13 protein-coding genes are annotated in these 17,846 nt (G+C 71.3%); 7 read left to right on the top strand and 6 right to left on the bottom strand.

Translation table 11 applies throughout. The features are described from left to right. The first annotated feature begins 42 nt into the window (after positions 1-42). The 4 genes from AB0D74_RS43775 to AB0D74_RS43760 all read left to right on the top strand — a co-directional run bounded on the left by AB0D74_RS43775 (position 43) and on the right by AB0D74_RS43760 (position 4,542). Positions 43-1,080, top strand: coding sequence for a LacI family DNA-binding transcriptional regulator (locus AB0D74_RS43775; RefSeq protein ID WP_362599915.1), 1,038 nt, complete (start codon positions 43-45; stop codon positions 1,078-1,080). Positions 1,081-1,488: 408 nt separating this feature from the next. Next, positions 1,489-2,577: a sugar ABC transporter substrate-binding protein gene (locus AB0D74_RS43770; RefSeq protein WP_362599913.1), complete on the top strand. Its 1,089-nt coding sequence runs from the start codon at positions 1,489-1,491 to the stop codon at positions 2,575-2,577. A 100-nt stretch (positions 2,578-2,677) separates the two neighbouring features. Further along, positions 2,678-3,748 (top strand): ABC transporter permease, encoded by a 1,071-nt coding sequence (locus tag AB0D74_RS43765; protein WP_362599911.1) that lies wholly within the window; start codon positions 2,678-2,680, stop codon positions 3,746-3,748. Further along, a complete protein-coding gene (locus AB0D74_RS43760; RefSeq protein ID WP_362599909.1) occupies positions 3,745-4,542 on the top strand; it encodes an ATP-binding cassette domain-containing protein in 798 nt (265 codons plus the stop codon). Before AB0D74_RS43765 ends, AB0D74_RS43760 begins: the two co-directional genes overlap by 4 nt. Before the next feature lie 218 nt (positions 4,543-4,760). Here the strand turns inward: AB0D74_RS43760 and AB0D74_RS43755 are convergent, their stop codons facing one another. Beyond that, positions 4,761-5,777 carry a Gfo/Idh/MocA family oxidoreductase gene (locus AB0D74_RS43755; protein ID WP_362599907.1) on the bottom strand — a complete coding sequence of 339 codons (1,017 nt, stop codon included), beginning with the start codon at positions 5,775-5,777 and terminating at the stop codon, positions 4,761-4,763. A 166-nt stretch (positions 5,778-5,943) separates the two neighbouring features. Here AB0D74_RS43755 and AB0D74_RS43750 point away from each other — a divergent pair, with 166 nt between their 5' ends. Beyond that, entirely contained in the window at positions 5,944-6,489 is a 546-nt protein-coding gene (locus AB0D74_RS43750) for an AraC family transcriptional regulator (RefSeq protein ID WP_362599905.1), read from the top strand. 19 nt (positions 6,490-6,508) lie between these two features. On the opposite strand, the gene AB0D74_RS43745 is transcribed toward AB0D74_RS43750, so the two are convergent. Continuing rightward, entirely contained in the window at positions 6,509-7,741 is a 1,233-nt protein-coding gene (locus AB0D74_RS43745) for a PucR family transcriptional regulator (RefSeq protein WP_362599903.1), read from the bottom strand. 135 nt (positions 7,742-7,876) lie between these two features. On the opposite strand from AB0D74_RS43745, the gene AB0D74_RS43740 reads away from it, so the two are divergent. After that, positions 7,877-9,385 carry an NAD(P)/FAD-dependent oxidoreductase gene (locus tag AB0D74_RS43740; protein ID WP_362599901.1) on the top strand — a complete coding sequence of 503 codons (1,509 nt, stop codon included), beginning with the start codon at positions 7,877-7,879 and terminating at the stop codon, positions 9,383-9,385. Then, positions 9,382-10,287: an alpha/beta hydrolase gene (locus AB0D74_RS43735; protein WP_362599899.1), complete on the top strand. Its 906-nt coding sequence runs from the start codon at positions 9,382-9,384 to the stop codon at positions 10,285-10,287. The genes AB0D74_RS43740 and AB0D74_RS43735 overlap by 4 nt, the downstream gene beginning before the upstream one ends. A gap of 104 nt (positions 10,288-10,391) precedes the next feature. Here the strand turns inward: AB0D74_RS43735 and AB0D74_RS43730 are convergent, their stop codons facing one another. The 4 genes from AB0D74_RS43730 to AB0D74_RS43715 form a co-directional block, all read right to left on the bottom strand. After that, entirely contained in the window at positions 10,392-11,939 is a 1,548-nt protein-coding gene (locus AB0D74_RS43730) for an MFS transporter (RefSeq protein ID WP_362599897.1), read from the bottom strand. Between the two features lie 122 nt (positions 11,940-12,061). Beyond that, a complete protein-coding gene (locus AB0D74_RS43725) occupies positions 12,062-14,188 on the bottom strand; it encodes a SpoIIE family protein phosphatase (protein WP_362599895.1) in 2,127 nt (708 codons plus the stop codon). 79 nt (positions 14,189-14,267) lie between these two features. Further along, complete coding sequence (locus AB0D74_RS43720) at positions 14,268-16,262, bottom strand: acetoacetate--CoA ligase (protein ID WP_362599893.1); 1,995 nt, start codon at positions 16,260-16,262, stop codon at positions 14,268-14,270. Then, positions 16,259-17,842, bottom strand: a complete 1,584-nt coding sequence (locus tag AB0D74_RS43715) for a bifunctional 3-(3-hydroxy-phenyl)propionate/3-hydroxycinnamic acid hydroxylase (protein ID WP_362599891.1) — start codon at positions 17,840-17,842, stop codon at positions 16,259-16,261. Before AB0D74_RS43715 ends, AB0D74_RS43720 begins: the two co-directional genes overlap by 4 nt. Positions 17,843-17,846: the final 4 nt, after the last annotated feature.

Below are 17,846 nucleotides of genomic sequence, written 5' to 3'. Positions count from 1 at the left end.
GGCAGATGTCAAGGGTGTTGCCCCGAAGCCGCTGGAGGTCGCGTGGACGAGTTCGGCTCCGACGTCCCCGAGCGCGGCAACGGTGCGGCACAGCGCCCCCGTCTGGAGGACGTCGCCGCGCGCGTCGGCCTGTCCACGGCATCGGTGTCACTGGTGCTTCGCGGCGTACCGGGACCCAGCCGGAACACCCGGCAGCGGGTCCTGAAGGCGGCGGCCGAGCTCGGCTACCGCCCGAACCGCACCGCCAGCGCCCTGGCCAGCAAGCGCAGCCGGCTGCTCGGGGTCATGATCGACATCCACAGCGCCTTCCAGGCCGAGCTGGTCGAGCACCTGCACACGGCCGCCGAGGAGGTCGGCTACGACCTCGTCCTGAGCACCCAGACCAGGACCCGTGACGAGAACACGGCGATCGACACGCTCCTGGCCTACAGCTGCGAAGCACTGGTCCTCATCGGACCGGTGGCCCCTGTCGCCACCCTCGCCGAGCTCGACCACAAGGCCCCCGTCGTCTCGGTGGGACGTCGCGTCGTCGGGGCGGGTCTCGACGTCGTGCGCAGCGCCGACGACGACGGCGTCGGCCAGATCGTCGACCATCTGGTGGGCCTCGGGCACCGGTCGATCGCGTACGTCGACGGCGGCAAGGGCGCCATCGCCACGGACCGCCGCCGCGGATACCGCAACGCGATGCGCCATCACGGTCTCGACGCGCAGATCAGGGTCCTCCACGGAGACGTCACCGAGGAAGCGGGCAACAAGGCAGGCCGGCTCCTGCTGCACGGCGGTGACCTGCCGACCGCCGTGGTGACCTTCAACGACCGGAGCGCCATCGGCGTGCTCACCGCCCTCTGGCAGGCGGGAGTCTCCGTCCCCGGCGACGTCTCCGTCGTGGGTTACGACGACAGCCCGCTGTCCCGGCTGACCTGCTTCGATCTGACCACGGTCAGCCAGGAGGCCGAGGAACAGGCCCGCCACGCCGTCCGAGCCGCCGTCGAGCGCCTCGACCACGGACGCACCGAGCCGCGCGAGATCGTCCTCGCCCCCTCGCTCGTCGTCCGCGGGACGACGGCGCAGCCCCGCTGACCTCGCCGGACCGCTCCACCCAAAACGGCATGCGGCAGGCCTCGCAGTCGTGCGCCGCGAGTACCCGGGGCGGAAATATGTGGCAAATACAGCTTTTCCCGGCCGGATCACGGGACAGCGCGCATGTGTGAGCAGAGCCTTGACACGTGCCTGAAACACCAGCATGCTCTGGCCACCGCTTAAAGCGATTTAAAGCATCGCGGATCCGTCACCCGTCCCGCGACGAGCCGTTTGCACTGACTGCCGGCGTGTCCGGCCCGACCAGGCAAAACACCAGGTACCGCGAACGTGCCGGTCTTCCCCGGGTCCGCGTGCGAGCCGCTTCGCACACCGGGACCCCTCCGAGCCCTGCCTTGCCCGGCCCCGCTCTCGCACCGCCCGGCACCACACGAAGGAGCACCCCCGCACATGGAACTCACGCAGACCAGGCGGCCCTCCGGCCGTCGTCTCTCCAGAAGTGGTCTGACCGCAGTGAGCCTGCTCGCCCTGGCGGCCACCGCGCTGACCGGGTGCGCCAGCGGCAAGGCCACCGGGAGCGACGCCGCCCAGGCGACGGCGGCCTCGGGCGGCGGTACGACGTCCACCGCCAAGAGCGGCAAGGTCTCTCTCGTCGTGATCGGCGGCAAGTCGGACGACCCGTTCTGGTCGACGGTCAAGCGCGGTGTCGACGACGCCGCGAAGCTGGTCAAGGCCCGCGGCGGCAGCGTCACCTACCTCGGCCCGGCCACCTACGACAACCTCGGCCCGGACGTCGCGAAGCTGACGCTCACGGCCGTCTCGCAGAACCCGAGCGCGATCCTCGTACCGGACTGGGTGCCCGAGAACCAGGACTCCGCGATCAAGCAGGCCATCGCCAGGGGCATCACGGTGTTCACCTACAACTCCGGCGGCGTCGCCGCGGCGAACAAGGTCGGTGCCGTGAAGTACGTCGGCTCGGACGACTACGAGGCGGGCAAGGCCGGCGGTGTGAAGTTCGCCGAGGAGGGCGCCAAGAACATCCTCTGCGTCAACACCGTGCCCGGCTCCGCCAACCAGGAGGCCCGCTGCAAGGGCATCAAGGACGGCGCGACCAGCAAGGGCTCCTCGTCGAAGCAACTGCCCCTGCCCTCCTCCAACTTCGGCAACCCGTCCGCCGTCACCCAGGCCATCAAGGGCGCGCTGCTGAAGGACGGCAGCATCGACGCGGTGGTCACGATCGGCGTCGGCGACGCCGACAGCGCGGCGTCCGCGATCAAGCAGGCCAACGTCGGCAGCAAGGTGCAGCTGGGCACCTTCGACCTCTCGCAGAGCCAGCTCGACCGGATCAAGGCCGGCACCCAGCTGTTCGCCATCGACCAACAGCCCTATCTCCAGGGCTTCTACGTCGTGTCGATGGCCAGCCAGTACCTGTCCTACGGCGTCCTCCCGCCCCAGAACCCGATCCTGACCGGCCCGCTGCTGGTCACCAAGGACAACGTGGACAAGGCGATCGCAGGCGCCGAGGCGGGTGTCCGCTGACCCACCCACTGGTGCCGGGCCTCTCCCCGGGCCCGGCACCCCGCCCCTCCCCCGAACCTGCCTCGCAGCACAACCGGATTCCCGAAGGTGACTTCTTCCGATGACAACCTCACTTCCTGACACGACGGCCGCGAAAGAGCCCGCCGTCGCCCCACCGAAGCAGTCCGAGAGCGTGCTGGGGCAGTTGCGGCACCGTCCCGAGGCGGGCGCGCTCATCGGAACGATCACCGTCTTCGTCTTCTTCGCGGTCTTCGGCGGGGAGAAGTTCCTCGCCCCCGCGGGCGCGGCCAGCTGGCTGAACATCGCCGCCGAACTCGGCATCATCGCCATCCCGGTCGGACTGCTGATGATCGCCGGCGAACTCGACGTGTCCGTCGGCTCGGTGCTCGCCGGCAGCTCGATGACGCTGGCCATCGTCTCCGGCCACTGGGGCGCCCCGATGATCGTGGGCATCCTCCTCGCGCTCGGACTCGGCGTGCTGGTCGGTCTCCTCAACGGAATCCTGGTCACCCGCACCAACGTGCCCTCCCTCGTCATCACGCTGGCCACGCTCTCGGGCATGGCGGGCCTGACTCTGGGCCTGTCCCGGGTGACGACCGGTACCACCAGCGTTCCGATCAACCCCGACCCGCTGTCGAAGGCGCTGTTCGGCACGCTCGTCGCCGGGCAGTTCGAGGTCGCGATCTTCTGGTGGCTGGGCATCGCCGCCGTGGTCACGGTGCTGCTCCAGCTGATGAAGTACGGCAACTGGATCTTCGCCATCGGCGGCGACAAGGAGTCCGCCCGCGCCACCGGCATCCCCGTCGACCGCGTCAAGATCGCCCTGTACATGGCGTCCGGCTTCGGCGCCGCACTCGTCGGCGTGATCCAGACCATCCTCTACAACGGCGCTCAGGTCGCCAACGGCCAGTCCTTCGTCTTCAACTCCATCATCGCCGTGGTGGTCGGGGGTGTGCTGTTGACCGGTGGATACGGCTCGGTGTTCGGCGTCGCGCTCGGCACGCTGACGTTCGCGATCGTCAACCAGGGCATCTACTACACCGGTTGGAACTCCGACTGGGCCAGCCTCATCCTCGGCATCCTCATCCTCGCCGCCGTCCTGATGAACAACACGTTCCGCCGCCTCGCCCTGTCCTACAAGCCCCGCGCCGCGAAGAAGGCCCGATCATGACGACCCCGCTTCTGCGCCTGACCGACGTCGACAAGTCGTTCCTCGGCACGCACGCGTTGCAGGACATCTCCCTCGAAGTCGAGGCCGGCAAAGTGCTGTGCCTGCTCGGCGACAACGGCGCCGGCAAGTCGACCCTCATCAAGATCCTCTCCGGCTTCCACAAGCCGACCTCCGGGACCATCGAGGTCGACGGCAGGCCCGTCGAGTTCGACAGCCCGCGCGACGCGAGCGCCCAGGGCATCGCCACGGTGCACCAGTTCGGCGGCACCTTCCCGCTGATGGGCGTGGGCCGCTGCTTCTTCGTCGGTGCCGAACCCACCAAGGGATTCGGCCCGTTCAAGCTGTTCGACAAGAAGCGGGCGGGCGAGATCGCCGTCCGCGAGATGCAGTCGCTGGGCATCACGCGGGTCACCGACGGCAACCGCCTGGTCGGCAGCCTGTCCGGCGGTGAGCGGCAGGCCCTGGCCATCGCCCGCGCCGTGTACTTCGGCGCGAACGTGCTGATCCTCGACGAGCCGACGGCCGCGCTGGGCGTGAAGGAGGCCGCGCACGTCCTGCGGATCGTCATGCAGGCGCGTGCCAAGGGCGTCGCGGTCATCCTCGTCACCCACAACGTCCGCCACGCCATGATGGTCGGCGACCACTTCGCCGTCCTCATCCGCGGCCAGAAGGCCGACGACTTCCGCAAGGGCGAGCGCACCCGCGAACAGATCACCGACCTCATGGCCGGCGGCGAGGCCATGGCGGAGCTCGAAGCCGAACTGGAGCAACTCCAGGCCGACGCCGAGGTCTGAGGGTGTGAGGCACGGTTCGAGAGCCGTGCCTCACACCACGTCCGTCCGCACGCGGCGAGCAGGGGTCGGCCCCCGCTCGCCGCGTCTCTGCGTGTGAACCCGCAAAACAGCACAGGGCAGAGCAGCACAAAGGCCGGCCGCCCGCTCTCACGAACGGGCGGCCGACCAGGGGGGCCGACCAGGGCGGCCGACCGGAGGTGGCCGGCCGAGGACCGGCCTTACTCGGTGCCGCCGTAGAAAGCGGGCCGGGGCTTCATGTCCGTGGTGACGATGCCGCCCGACCGCCGTGCCTCGACCGTCGCGTTGGAGATGACGGTGGCGGCGTAGCCGTCCCAGGCCGAGGGGCCGGTGGGCTCCTGGCCGGTGGCGATGTTCGCGACCCACTCGCGGAACTCCGCGTCGAAGGCGTCCACGAAGCGGCCCACCCAGTCCGTCAGCACCTCGGTGCTGTGCCGACCGGCGGTGCGCACGCCGACCGCGGCCGGGTCGGGCAGCCGTACGAGCCCCTCCTCGCCCACCGCCTCGCACTGGATGTCGTACCCGTACTGGCAGTTGACGAAGACCTCGAGGTCGATACGGACGCCCTTGGCGGTCTCGAAGAGCATGATCTGCGGATCCTTCAGATGCCCGAACCGCTTGCTCGTGGAACGCGGCAGGACCACCTGGGCCGAGACGATCTCGTCGTCGAGAAGCCAGCGCAGGACGTCGATCTCGTGGACCGCCGAATCGAGCGCGGCCATGTCGGTGTGGTACGACTCGGGCACGGTGGGATTGCGGTGCGCGCAGTGCACGACCAGCGGCTCGCCGATCCTCCCCGACTCGATGACCTGCTTCATCTGGCGGTAGCCGGCGTCGTAGCGGCGCATGAAGCCGACCTGGACCAGGCGGCGGCCGTGCGCCGTCTCCGCCTCGACGATGCGCAGACAGTCCTCGGCGGTGGTGGCGAGGGGCTTCTCGCAGAACACCGGCTTCCCGGCGGCGATCGCGTTCAGCACGTGCTCGGCATGGGTGGGCCCCCAGGACGTGACGAGTACGGCGTCCACGTCGTCCGCCGCGATCAGCTCGGCGCCACTCGCGAACGCCTGGGCACCGACCCGCGCCGCCGCTTCCCCGGCCCGTGCCGCGTCGATGTCGGTGACGGCGGTGACCTGGGCGCCGGTCACGGACTCGGTGAGCCGGCGGATGTGCTCCCGGCCGATCCAGCCGGCCCCGATCACTCCTACGCGCACAGTCATGGGTGTTCCTCACTGGTGGGACGAGTGCTTGCCGAACGACGTGCCCCCGTCGCGCCGAAGCCCCCGCCGTGGAGGCCGTCGCAGATGGCGGCGGTTGGATTTAGAGCGCTTTAAAGGCGTCCCTAAGTCGAGAACCATGCCGTCAGGTAAATGTCATGTCAATAGGTTGCGGCTAAGGGTTCGCGATCCGGACCTGCCGCCACCGGAGTCGGACCGTCTCCAGGCGGTCCTGCGCGACAGGCTGCGGCGCTCCCACGCCCGGCCGCTCATCCTGCCCACCCCCCAGGACCCCAGGCTGGTACGGGCCTGCAGCCTGGCCGTCGAGGATCTCGCCGAGCCCCGCACCGTGACCTGGCCGGCCCGGCGGTCCGGTGTGGGCGAGCGCACCCTGACACGGCTGTTCCGGGCCGAATTCGGCATGACGTACCCGCAGTGGCGGACCACCACCCGGGTGTTCCACGCCATGATCCAGCTCGCTGAAGGCGCAACCGTCACCGAGACCGGCCGCCGCTGCGGATGGGCGACGACGAGCGCCTTCATCGATACCTTCACCCGCACGGTCGGCCGGACTCCCGGGAGCTACCGAGCCGCGGTCCGCGGGACCACCCCCCGCTCCCCGGCCCGTGTGGGGCCGGCACGGCTTCGGGAGACCGCCGAGAGCACGACCAGGGGTGCAGCCGTCGAGGACATGGTCGTCGGACCGCGCACCTGACCCTCGTCCTGTGCATGTGTCAGCGGTCGGGCGACGGGGCCGTCGCGCCCCGCCAGTGCATGATCTCCAGGGCCATGGCCACGTTGACGCAGTCTTCGTGCAACGGGCGCGGCAGGAGTTCGTCGGCGCGCGCGACACGTCGCAGGACGGTGTTGCGGTGCGTGAACAGGCGGACGGCCGCGCGTGAGGCGTTGCACTGCTCGTGCAGGTAGGCGCGGACCGCTTCCCGCAGGGCCGGTGCGGCGGTTTCGAGCCGCCCGAGGGTGCGGGCCACGAAGCGGTTGGCCCGGCCGGGATCCGTGGTCAGCAGCAGCACGCCTTCGACGTCGGCGAAGGTGGCGACGCGCTGCGGGGTGTCGAGGCGGCCCATCATCTGCTGGGTGCTGACGGCGTCGAGATGCGAGACGCGGAAACCGTCCAGATCGGAACCGGTCGAGCCGATGGCCACCTGCACCCCTGACGCGGGGTCGAGCGTGTGGTCGAAGTCGCCCAGCAGCATGCTGTCGGCGGCGCCGAGCCACACCCATACGGTGCCGGCGCTCGCGACGACGTGGAGGCGGCTCCGCGCTCGGGCGTGCCGCGCCAGTGCCTCGGCGATGCCCTCGAGTTCGGCGATCCGCGGGGCCCGTGCCGTGGTCCACACGACTGCCGCGGTGTGCGTCTGGGTCAGCGAATAGCCGAGGGTGCGCTCGGCCCGCTGCCGGCTGATCGGAGCGCCGTTCAGCAGCAGCGCCGCGACCTCGCGCCGTTCGGATTCGAGGCCGCGGGTGAGCTGCTCGCGCTCCTTCTGGATCTGGGTGATCGTCGCGGCGATGGTGGCGTCGACGAACTCGGCGATCGATCGCGCGGTGACTTCGAGCATCTCGCGCAGCTCGTCCGGGTCCGAGGTCAGTTCGAACGCGATCTGCATCCAGCGCCGCCAGGCGATGTTCTGTCCGAGCCGGTAGGCGTCGAGGCCCGCCTCGCTGTAGCCGCGGCGGACCAGGTTCCGGGCTGTTTCGATCGGCTCCTCGGTGTTGGCCGGTACGGGGAGGCCCGGGTTGCGGACGTTGGCGGACGCCCAGTGGTGCAGGTTGGCGCGGGTGCCGCGGCTCGCGATGGCGCGCAGCTCCGGGTCGTCGGCGACCGGGCCCATCGCGGCGAGGGCGACGCCGTCGATCTCGTCGAGCCATTCCGGCGGCGCGTTGAGCGCGATCTCCGCTCCGCGACGGATCAGCTCCCGCACTCGGGGGGACGGTGTGGGCCATGGCACGAGGCACACCTTAGGACCGTCTGGTGCACTGTGCACCGGCTCCCGCCGGATATGGGATGCAGGCACCTCCCATAAGTGACGCGCGTGCAGACCATTGATGGCAGCCCGACCAGCAACGAACCCTGGAGCCGCGACATGAGCACCGCCCCTCCCCCACTCCCCGACGCCGATGTGGACGTGCTGATCGTCGGCGCCGGCATCTCCGGCCTCGGCGCGGCATACCACCTGGAGCACGACCTGCCGGGCAAGACGTACGCCGTCGTGGAAGCACGTGACGCCATCGGCGGCACCTGGGACCTGCACCGCTACCCCGGCATCCGGTCCGACTCGGATCTGTTCACCTTCGGCTACGGGTTCAAGCCCTGGAAGGGCGACGCGATCGCCACCGGCGACGCCATCCTCGCCTACCTGCGTGAGGTCGCGACCGAGAACGGCATCCACCGCCGCATCCGCTTCCGCACCAAGGTCGTGGCCGCCTCCTGGAGCACTGCCGACGCTCGGTGGACGGTCGACGTCGAGCACACCGAAACCGGGGAACGGAAGCGGATCCGGTGCGGCTGGATCTTCTCCGCCACCGGCTACTACCGCTACGACCAGGGCTACTCCCCGGAGTTCCCCGGCCGCGAGCAGTTCGAACAGGCCGGCGGGACGGTGATCCATCCCCAGCACTGGCCGGAGGAGCTCGACCACACCGGCAAGCGTGTCGTCGTCATCGGCAGTGGCGCGACCGCCGTCACGATCGTGCCTTCCCTCGCGGGCCGGGCGGAGCACGTGACGATGCTGCAGCGCTCGCCCAGCTACATCGTGCCGCTTCCGGCGAAGGACAGGCTCGCCGACGTCCTGCGCGCGATCCTCCCGGAACAGCGGGCCCACGCGCTCATCCGGCGGAAGAACGTATCGGTGCAGCGGGCCGTCTGGCGTCTGTGCCAGCGCTTCCCGAAGGCCGCGCGGAAGGTGATCCGCCGCATGAACGCCAAGCAGCTGCCGGCCGGCTACCCGGTCGACGAGCACTTCAACCCCCGCTACAACCCGTGGGACCAGCGGCTGTGCATGGTCCCGGACGGCGACCTGTTCAAGGCCATTTCCGCGGGTACGGCTTCGGTGGTGACCGACACGATCAGGACCTTCACGCCGAACGGCATCCTGCTCACCAGCGGAAAACACCTGGACGCCGACATCATCGTGACCGCGACCGGCCTGAACCTGCAACCGTTCGGCGGCATCGGCCTGACCGTCGACGGCGCGCCGGTCCAGCTGCCCGAGAAGGTCGCGTTCAAGGGCATGATGCTCACCGAGGTGCCGAACTTCGCGTTCTCCATCGGCTACACCAACTCGTCCTGGACGCTGAAGGTCGGCCTGCTCTGCGAGCACTTCGCCCGCCTGCTCGCGCACATGGACGCCCACGGATACGACACGTGCCGCCCCGCGCTGCCGCCGGGCCTGGAGACCCGGCCGTTGCTGGACTTCGAAGCCGGCTACGTCCTGCGCGCCCTGTCACGGCTGCCCAAGCAGGGTCCCGGCTTCCCGTGGCTGATGTCGCGGGACTACCTGAGCGACGTCAAGTTGCTCCGGCACGGTCCGGTCGACGACCCCAACCTCCGCTTCGCGTCGAACGCGGTGCGACCGGAGCGGGTGCCCGCATGAACGACACCGACCAGTACTGCCTGTTGTCGAACGACATCCAGCTCTGCTACCGCGTCGACGGCGCCGCCGGCGAACCGCTGCTGCTGGTGGGGGGCCTGGGATGGGACCTCGTCGCATGGCCGGACGCGTTGGTGTCCGGCCTGGTCCAACAGGGCTTCCGGGTCGTCCGGTTCGACAACCGTGACTGCGGTCGCTCCTCCACGGTCGACGCCCCCGCGCCGCACACCCTCCGCCTGATGACCGGACGGCTGCGCGACGCTCCGTACGACCTCGGAGACATGGCGGCCGACGCCGTCGGCCTGCTCAACCACCTGCGGATCGATCGCGCGCACCTCGTCGGCATGTCGATGGGCGGCATGATCGCCCAGACGGTGGCGGCCCGGCACCCGGACCGGGTCACGTCACTGACGTCGATCTTCTCCACCACCGGACACCCCAGGGTCGGGCAGCCGGCGCTGTCGACCATGCTGATGCTCGGCCGCCCGCCGGCCCGCACGCCCGAGGCCGCGTTGGAACGTGAGGTCGCGCTGCGCCGGCACATCGCCGCGCGGGGCTTCCCGTTCGACGCCGAGGACACGCGCCGGAGCGTGGCCGCCTCCCTGGCCCGCGTCGACGACCCCGATCCCCGCGCCCGGGTGGCGCGTCAGGTCGCCGCCATCCGGGTCAGCGGCGACCGGACGGCGGAACTGCGCGACGTGATCGCCCCGACCCTGGTCATCCACGGCGCCCACGACCGCATGGTCAACCCCAGCGGCGGCACCGCCACCCTGCACGCGATCACCGGGGCCCGTCTGCACGTCATCAGGGGAATGGGGCACGACTTCGCCGCCCCGGTGGTCCCGCGGATCGTCGACCTCGTCGCAGAGCACGCCAAAGCCGCCACCGTGTCCGCACGCCGATGAAGAACGGCGACTGCCTGGAGGCCCCCCGGCCGGCGCCCGGCCGAGTCCGGCGGCGTCGCCGACGTCGGTGTTCATGCCGTGCCCGCGGGACGCGCGCCTGCGGGTCAGTCAGCCGCCGGCGGTGTCTTCGGCGCACGCAGCAGGGCGCCGACCGCCGCGGCGAGAACGACGACGCACACCGCGACCAGGGATGCGGACAGGCCCTCCATGAACGCGGACCTGACGCCGTCGGCGAGGGCGGCGCCCTGGGTGCCGAGGCGGTCGGCGACGTAGAGGCCGGCCGCCGCGGAGTGACGTACGGACTCGGCGGCGTCGGACGGGAGCGCGTCGACCGGGGCGGCGGGGAGGGCGGAGCGGTAGTGGCTGCCGTAGATCGAGCCCATGAGGGCGATGCCGACCGCGGAGCCGACCTCCCGGGTGGTGTCGTTCATGGCGGAGGCGACGCCCTGCTGTCCCCGGCCGAGGGAGCCGGTGATGGCCGAGGTGCCGACGGCGCCGCTCAGGCCGATGCCGACGCCCGCCAGGACGAGGCCGCCGAGGAAGGGCAGGTAGCCCGAGTCGACGTCGAGCAGGGAGATGACGAACAGTCCGGCGCCCAGGAGGAGCAGGCCGGCACTCATCGCCGCCTTCATGCCGAACCGGTGCACCAGGCGCGGAGTGAGCGCCGAGACCGGCATGACCACCAGGGCCACCGGAAGCAGCGCGAGCGCCGCCTTCAACGGGCTGTAGTCCAGGATGAGTTGCAGGTACTGCAGACCGACGAAGAAGAACCCGAAGACGGCCATGAACTGCACCAGGACCGTGACGGCACCGGCCCGGAAGCCGCGGATGCCGAACAACGCGGGGTCGAGCAGCGGGTGTTCGGTGCGCCGGCCGAGGCAGGCGTAGGCCGCGAAGCACACGACGGTGACGGCGAAGGCGCCGATCACCACCGGCTCCGTCCATCCCTTCTCGTTGCCCTCGATGATCCCGAACACGAGGGTGCCGATGGCCAGGGCGGTGCTGACGGCTCCGGCGACGTCGGGCCGGTGCGGGTGGGAGTCCTTGGTGTCGGGGGCCAGCAGTACGGCGGCCAGGGCCGCGGCCAGCGCGACGGCGGCGCTGGTGACGAAGATCGAGCGCCAGGTGAACTTCTCCAGCAGCGCGCCTGCCGCGAGCATGCCGATGATGGCGCCGGCGGCTGCGAAGCCCGACCAGGTGGCGACCCCCTTGGACCGCTGTTCCGGCGGGAAGGCCGCGGTGATCGTCGACAGCGTGCCGGGCATGATCATCGCGGCGCCCAGGCCCATGACTGCGCGCCAGACGACGAGGGTGCCGGTGGAGTCGGCGAAGGAGGCCGCGAGCGAGGCGGCGCCGAAGACGACCGTACCGGCGACGAGGACGTTGCGGCGTCCGAGGCGGTCGCCGATCGCACCGAGCGGCAGGACCAGGGCGGCCAGGGCGACCGTGTAGGCGTCGGCGATCCAGGTCAGGGCGCTGTTGGAGGCCGACAGGTCGATGGCGAGGTCGGGCAGGGCGAGGTTGAGGGCGGAGACGGACGCGACGACCAGGACGAGCGACAGGCACATCGCGAACAGGACGCCGCGTGTTCCGCCGCGGCCGGTGGCGACGGGGGGTGTCGTCGCCGTCGCCACGTGGGGGGTGGTGGTCATGGGGGCCTCAGTGAGTACGGGGGGGACGGCGAGCCCGCTCGGACACGCTGAGGAAATTATCAAGTTTGACGTAATACACGTCAAGGTGGATGGCCGTCTGCTCTGTGGATGGCCGTGTGCTCTTACGCGAAGGCGGCGACCGCGGTCTCCGTGGCGTCGGCGTCGCTCAGCTCCGCCCAGACCGTCTTGCCGTGCCGGGCATGGCGGGTACCCCAGTGCTCTGCCAGCTGCGCGACGAGCAGCAGACCACGCCCGCCCTCGTCGAAGATCCGGGCGCGGCGCAGGTGGGGGGTGGTGTTGCTGTCGTCGGACACCTCGCACAGCAGGGTGCGGTCGTGGATGAGGCGCAGCCGGATGGGCGGCCGGCCGTAGCGGATCGCGTTGGTGACCAGTTCGCTGACGACCAGCTCCGCGGTGAAGTCCAGCTCGTCCAGTCCCCAGGTGCTCAGCTGCCGGGAGACGTCGGCCCGGGCGCGGGACACCGCGGCGGCCTCCGCCTCCAGGTCCCAGGTGGCGACGTGGAGGTCTGCCAGGGGCCGGGTTCGGGCCAGGAGCAGCGCGGCGTCGTCGTCGGGGCGGTCCGGCAGCAGGGCACGCAGCACCCTGTCGCACGCGGTCTCCAGGGAAGGAGCGGGTCGGCCCAGGGCCCGGCGCAGCCTGCCCAGGCCCGTGTCGATGTCGTGGTCACGGGATTCCACCAGGCCGTCGGTGTACAGGGCGAGGACACTGCCCTCGGGCAGCTCGACCTCCCTCGCCTCGAAAGGCAGTCCGCCCAGCCCCAGGGGCGGGCCGGGCGGCAGGTCGAGGACGTTCACGGAGCCGTCCCGGGCAACCACGGTGGGCAGCACGTGCCCGGCACGAGCAAGCGTGCAGAGCCCGGAGACGGGGTCGTACACGGCGTAGAGGCAGGTGGCGCCGACGTCTCCGTCGGCGTCGCTGTCCGGATCGGTGGACAGTCTCAGGACCACGTCGTCGAGGTGGGTGAGAAGTTCGTCGGGGGGCAGGTCGATGTCGGCGAGGGTGCGCACCGCGGTGCGCAGCCGGCCCATGGTGGCGGCGGCCTGGATGCCGTGGCCGACCACGTCCCCGATCACCAGCGCGACCCTGGCCCCGGACAACGGGATCACGTCGTACCAGTCGCCGCCCACGTCGGGGCCCGCGGCCAGGTACCGGCACGCCACCTCCACGGCGGAGTGCTCCGGCGTGCTGCGCGGGAGCAGGCTGCGCTGCAGCGCCAGGGCGGTGGCGCGAGCGTGTGTGTAGCGCCGGGCGTTGTCCACGGCCAGCGCGGCCCTGGCGGCGATCTCCTGGGCCAGGAGGAGATCGTCGTCGTCGAACGCATCCGGGTTGCGGTGCCGGAAGAACTGCGCGACGCCCAGCGTCGTACCACGGGCGCGCAACGGCACGACCAGCCACGAGTGGCCCTGGGGCCCGGGCGCCGCGGAACCGGCCGCGCCGGTGTGGTGCCGGGACGGCTGCCCGGTCACCAGGGCGCGGTCCGCCGGGGACCCGGCCGGGAAGGTGTGGAGCTGCTGCGTCGCGATCGCGGGTTCTCCGCCCGGGTCGTCCGCCCGGCGCTCGGCGAGCCGGCGCAGCACGAGCGGACCGCCGGCCGGGGCGTCGACTCCGCGGAGTGCGGTGTCGAGCAGGTCCACGGTGACCAGGTCGGCAAAGGTCTCGGTGGCCAGCTCCACCAGTTCCTCGGTGGTGTCGGCGATGTCCAGGGTGGTTCCGACGCGCATGCCCGCCTCGTTCACCATCGACAGCCGCCACTGCACCCTGCGGTCCCGCTCCTCCTGGAACGCCAGCACGCCCTGCTCCGACGTACGGTCCACGTAGTCGGTGCCGACCGCGATCAGTTTGCGGGTGGCCGCACCGATCAGGCCGGCGTCGGCCGTCGACCGCTGCATCTCCTCGATCAGCCGGTCGAGGAGCATGCCCTGCCCGAGCCGGAAGGCCCGCAGGAGCGAGGTGACCGGTTTCCCGCGGCGGGCGAGCCGCCGGGCACGCTCCACATCCGCGGGCGGCGGTTCGACCTGGCTCGGCTGGATCCCGTACTCGAGTCCGACCAGTCCGGCGACGACGTGCTCGGCGACGTTCTCCGACGTCATCCGAGCGATGTCCGGGTCTTCCCAGAGCTCGGGAAGCTCCCGCCGTAGGCAGGTCTCGACGTCCTCGATCAGCCGGTCCGCTCGCCGACCGAGTTCGTGTGCGGCACGGGACACCAGTGAGTCCACGGTGAACTCCACACCAAGGACGTTACGCCGCTCCGCTCCCGCCTCGCAGCCGCTCGCCGCCCGGACCGGCGGCCCGGCAGGCTGCCCGCTGTCAGCCGCGCCGCTGCCGGCGACGGTCGGCACCCAGGCGGGCGTAGAGGCCGATCAGGTCGGGGTGGTCCACGGTGGCCGGGTCGACGACCTGCTCGACGGGGGCGCCCTGGAGCAGGCGCTTGACCGGAACCTCCAGCTTCTTGCCGGTGCGGGTGTGCGGGATCGCCGGCACTTCGATGATCTCGTCGGGGACATGGCGGGGTGAGGCGCCGGTGCGGATCGCCCCGCGGATGCGCTCGCGCAGGGCGTCGTCCAGTTCCGTACCTGCCGCGAGGACCACGAACAGGGGCATCCAGTAGCCGCCGTCGGGCTCCTCCGCGCCGATGACCAGCGCCTCCGTGATCTCCGGAAGCCGCTCGACGACGTCGTGGACGTCGGCGCTGCCCAGGCGTACGCCGTTGCGGTTGAGGGTGGAGTCGGAGCGGCCGTGGACGATCACCGAGCCGTGGGAGGTGAGGGTGATCCAGTCGCCGTGCCGCCATACGCCGTCGTAGGCGGAGAAGTAGGCGTCGCGGTAGCGGCTGCCGTCGGGGTCGTTCCAGAAGTGCAGCGGCATCGACGGCATGGGACGGGTGACCACCAGTTCGCCGACCTGGTCCACCACCGGCATGCCCTCCTCGTCGTAGGCGGCGAGCGCGACGCCCAGGCAGGGCGCGGACAGCTCGCCCGCCCATACCGGCAGCGTGGGGGCGCCGCCGGCGAAGCCGGAGACGACGTCCGTGCCGCCGCTGATGGACACCAGCTGGACCCGCTCGCCGACGTGGTCGCGGACCCATGGGTGGGCGGAGGCCGGCAGCGCGGAGCCGGTGCAGCCGACGGCCCGGATCGCCGACAGGTCGTGGGTGGCGGGGTCGATGCCGAACTTGGCCATGCCCAGCAGGTATTGAGGGCTGGTGCCGAAGAGGGTGACGCGGTGGCGGGCTGCCAGTTCCCAGAGGATGTCGGGCTGGGTGAGCAGGGCCGGGCTGCCGTCGTAGGTGCAGGTCGTGGCGCCCGTCAGGAGGGTGGAGACGACGAGGTTCCACATCATCCAGTGGGTGGTGGTGTACCACAGGAGGCGGTCACCGGGGCCGAGGTCGGACTGGAGGGCGAGGGTCTTGAGGTGTTCGACCAGGACGCCGCCGTGGCCGTGCACGATGCCCTTGGGCAGGCCGGTGGTGCCGGAGGAGAAGACGACCCACAGGGGGTGGTCGAACGGCACCGGCGTACAGGCGAGTTCCTCGGTACGGGTGGCCGCCTCCTCCCAGGAGAGGACCAGCGACGGGTAGTTCGACGAGAGGCCGGGCAGGCCGACGTGGTCGACGAGCACCGTCGCCTTCAACGTCGGCAGGGCGCGGGCGAGTTCGAGGGTGGCCTCGCGCCGGTCGTGGGTCGCGGCGCTGAAGAGGTAGCCGTCGGCGGCGATCAGGACGGTGGGTTCCAGCTGGCCGAAACGGTCGGCGGCGGCCTTGGGGGCGTAGTCCTGCCCGCACACCGACCACACGGCGCCCAGGCTCGCGGCGGCCAGGAACGCGATGACGGCGTGCGGGGTGTTGGGCAGGTAGCCGACCACGCGGTCGCCCTGTCCCACTCCGAGGTCGCGCAGGGTGGCGGCGACGGACGCGACCTGGGCACGCAGCCGCTCGCCCGTCACCCCGTATCCGGAGCCGGTCTCGTCGAGGGCGATGATCGCCGGGCCGTCGTCGGCGAGGTTGCGCAGGGCGTGGTGGGCGTAGTTGAGGGTGGCGCCGGGGAACCAGCGGGCGCCGGGCATGGTCTCCCCGGCCAGGACCCGCTCGTACGGGGTGTCGGCGTCGATGTCGAAGTAGTCCCACACCGCTCCCCAGAAGCCCTCCAGGTCGGTGACCGACCAGCGGTGCAGGGCGGTGTAGGAGGAGAGGTCGGCCTCGACGCCCCGGTGCCCGGCGGCCCAGCGTGCGAAGTCCGCGATCCGGCTGCGTTCGGCGGACTCCGGGTCCGGGGTCCAGAACGGGGTGGCGTACGGCGTGGTCATGGAGCGGCTCTCCTCGACAAAGAGTTGGGGACGGGCTGGTCGGCCGACCCGGAGGTGGTGCGGAGCAGGGGCGCCCAGGCGCCGGTCGACTTGAAGCCGGCGGCTCTGGCGGGGACCACGTCCAGGACGACGCGGTCGGGCCGCAGCAGGACGGCGTCGGCGTGCCCCGCGTGCAGCCAGGCGGCGAGGGTGCCGTCGTCGCCGACGGCGTGGACGTCGAGGACCCGCGCGCCGAGGGCGTCGGTGAGCGCGCGCACACCGGGCGCCGGTGGTACGGCGGTCAGCACGGTGAAGGAGTCACCGAGCAGGTCGTCGAAACGGACCCGCTGTCCGTCCCCGGTCGTCACCAGGGGTTGCGGGCAGTGGGTACCACCGAGCCGGCTGCGGCGTACGAGCGGGCCGACGTGCAGCGGGCGGCCGAGATCCTGGCCGGCCCGGGCCGTCACTCCGGGTATGCGGCAGATGGTGGCGACGGCGGCGCGGCGCAGGGCGGCGGCGCCGTCCTGACCGCCGGTCATGGCCCAGCCGGTGGCGACCGCGAGGCGTATGACGTGCCGGGCGTGCGGCTTGCGTTCCTGCTCGTAGGTGTCCAGCAGGCGCTCGTCGCCGCCTTGCCGCAGTACCCGCGCGAGCTTCCAGCTCAGGTTGTGGGCGTCCCGCAGCCCCGAGCACAGGCCCTGCCCGACGAACGGCGGGGTGAGGTGCGCGGCGTCGCCGAGCAGGAAGACGCGACCGCGGCGCCAGCGGTCCGCGATCCGGGCGCGGAAGGTGTACTGGGCCTGCCGGACGACGTGGAAGTCGTCGACGCGGGAGATGTCGACCCACGGCAGGACCAGTTCCCGCAGCAGCGCGTCGTCGAGAACCTCTCCTTCTTCCAGCCGGAACTCCCAGCGGTAGCGGTCCTCGCCGATCCGCATGAAGGTGGCCGGGCGGTGCGGGTCGCAGACCTGGTCGACGCCTTCCCAGCTGCGGACGGCGGCTCTCGTCGTCACGTCGATGACGGTCCACTCCTCCTCGAAGTGCAGGTCCTCCCAGGTGGCGCCGATGGCGTCGCGGGTGAGCCCGTTGGCACCGTCGCAGCCGAGGACCGCCTCGGCCCGCACCTGGTGCTCGCCCTCGTCGTCGCGGTAGGTGACCCGGACCGGACCGTCGCCGGTCTGCTCGACGCCTGTCACCTCCACGCCGCCGCGCAGCTCGGACTCGGGGCGGCGGGCCAGTTCCTCGCGCAGCAGCCGCTCCAGCTCGGGCTGGTCGAACATGCTGGTCTGCGGGAAACCGTGGTGGCCCCGCGGGGACCGGCGGAACTCGGCGATCACGCGGTGCCGGGCGTCCAGCAGCCGGAGGCCGCGCGCCGGACGGGCGACGGCGGTGAACTCGTCGGCGACACCTGCGGCCTGGAGGATGCGGCGCACCTCGTCGTCGGTGGCGACGGCACGGGGCAGCGGATAGACGTCGTGGTGACGGTCGAGGACGACGGTTCGCACCCCGCGCCGGGCCAGCAGGAGGGCGGCGGTCACCCCCACCGGCCCGGCTCCGACGATCACCACGGGTACGTCTGGCGAGTGGGACTCGACGCTCATGTGC

Origin of the sequence: Streptomyces sp. NPDC048278, from assembly GCF_040652195.1 — a bacterium.
In the GTDB taxonomy this organism is placed as follows: domain Bacteria; phylum Actinomycetota; class Actinomycetes; order Streptomycetales; family Streptomycetaceae; genus Streptomyces.
This window is presented reverse-complemented; position numbering and strand designations above follow the sequence as displayed.

Bases quoted from the DNA above. Each gene is read 5' to 3' on its own strand.
- AB0D74_RS43755 (WP_362599907.1), bottom strand. From the start codon at position 5,777: ATGACTGTGCGCGTAGGAGTGATCGGGGCCGGCTGGATCGGCCGGGAG.
- AB0D74_RS43740 (WP_362599901.1), top strand. From the start codon at position 7,877: ATGAGCACCGCCCCTCCCCCACTCCCCGACGCCGATGTGGACGTGCTG.
- AB0D74_RS43715 (WP_362599891.1), bottom strand. From the start codon at position 17,842: ATGAGCGTCGAGTCCCACTCGCCAGACGTACCCGTGGTGATCGTCGGA.
- AB0D74_RS43765 (WP_362599911.1), top strand. From the start codon at position 2,678: ATGACAACCTCACTTCCTGACACGACGGCCGCGAAAGAGCCCGCCGTC.
- AB0D74_RS43730 (WP_362599897.1), bottom strand. From the start codon at position 11,939: ATGACCACCACCCCCCACGTGGCGACGGCGACGACACCCCCCGTCGCC.
- AB0D74_RS43735 (WP_362599899.1), top strand. From the start codon at position 9,382: ATGAACGACACCGACCAGTACTGCCTGTTGTCGAACGACATCCAGCTC.
- AB0D74_RS43720 (WP_362599893.1), bottom strand. From the start codon at position 16,262: ATGACCACGCCGTACGCCACCCCGTTCTGGACCCCGGACCCGGAGTCC.
- AB0D74_RS43770 (WP_362599913.1), top strand. From the start codon at position 1,489: ATGGAACTCACGCAGACCAGGCGGCCCTCCGGCCGTCGTCTCTCCAGA.
- AB0D74_RS43760 (WP_362599909.1), top strand. From the start codon at position 3,745: ATGACGACCCCGCTTCTGCGCCTGACCGACGTCGACAAGTCGTTCCTC.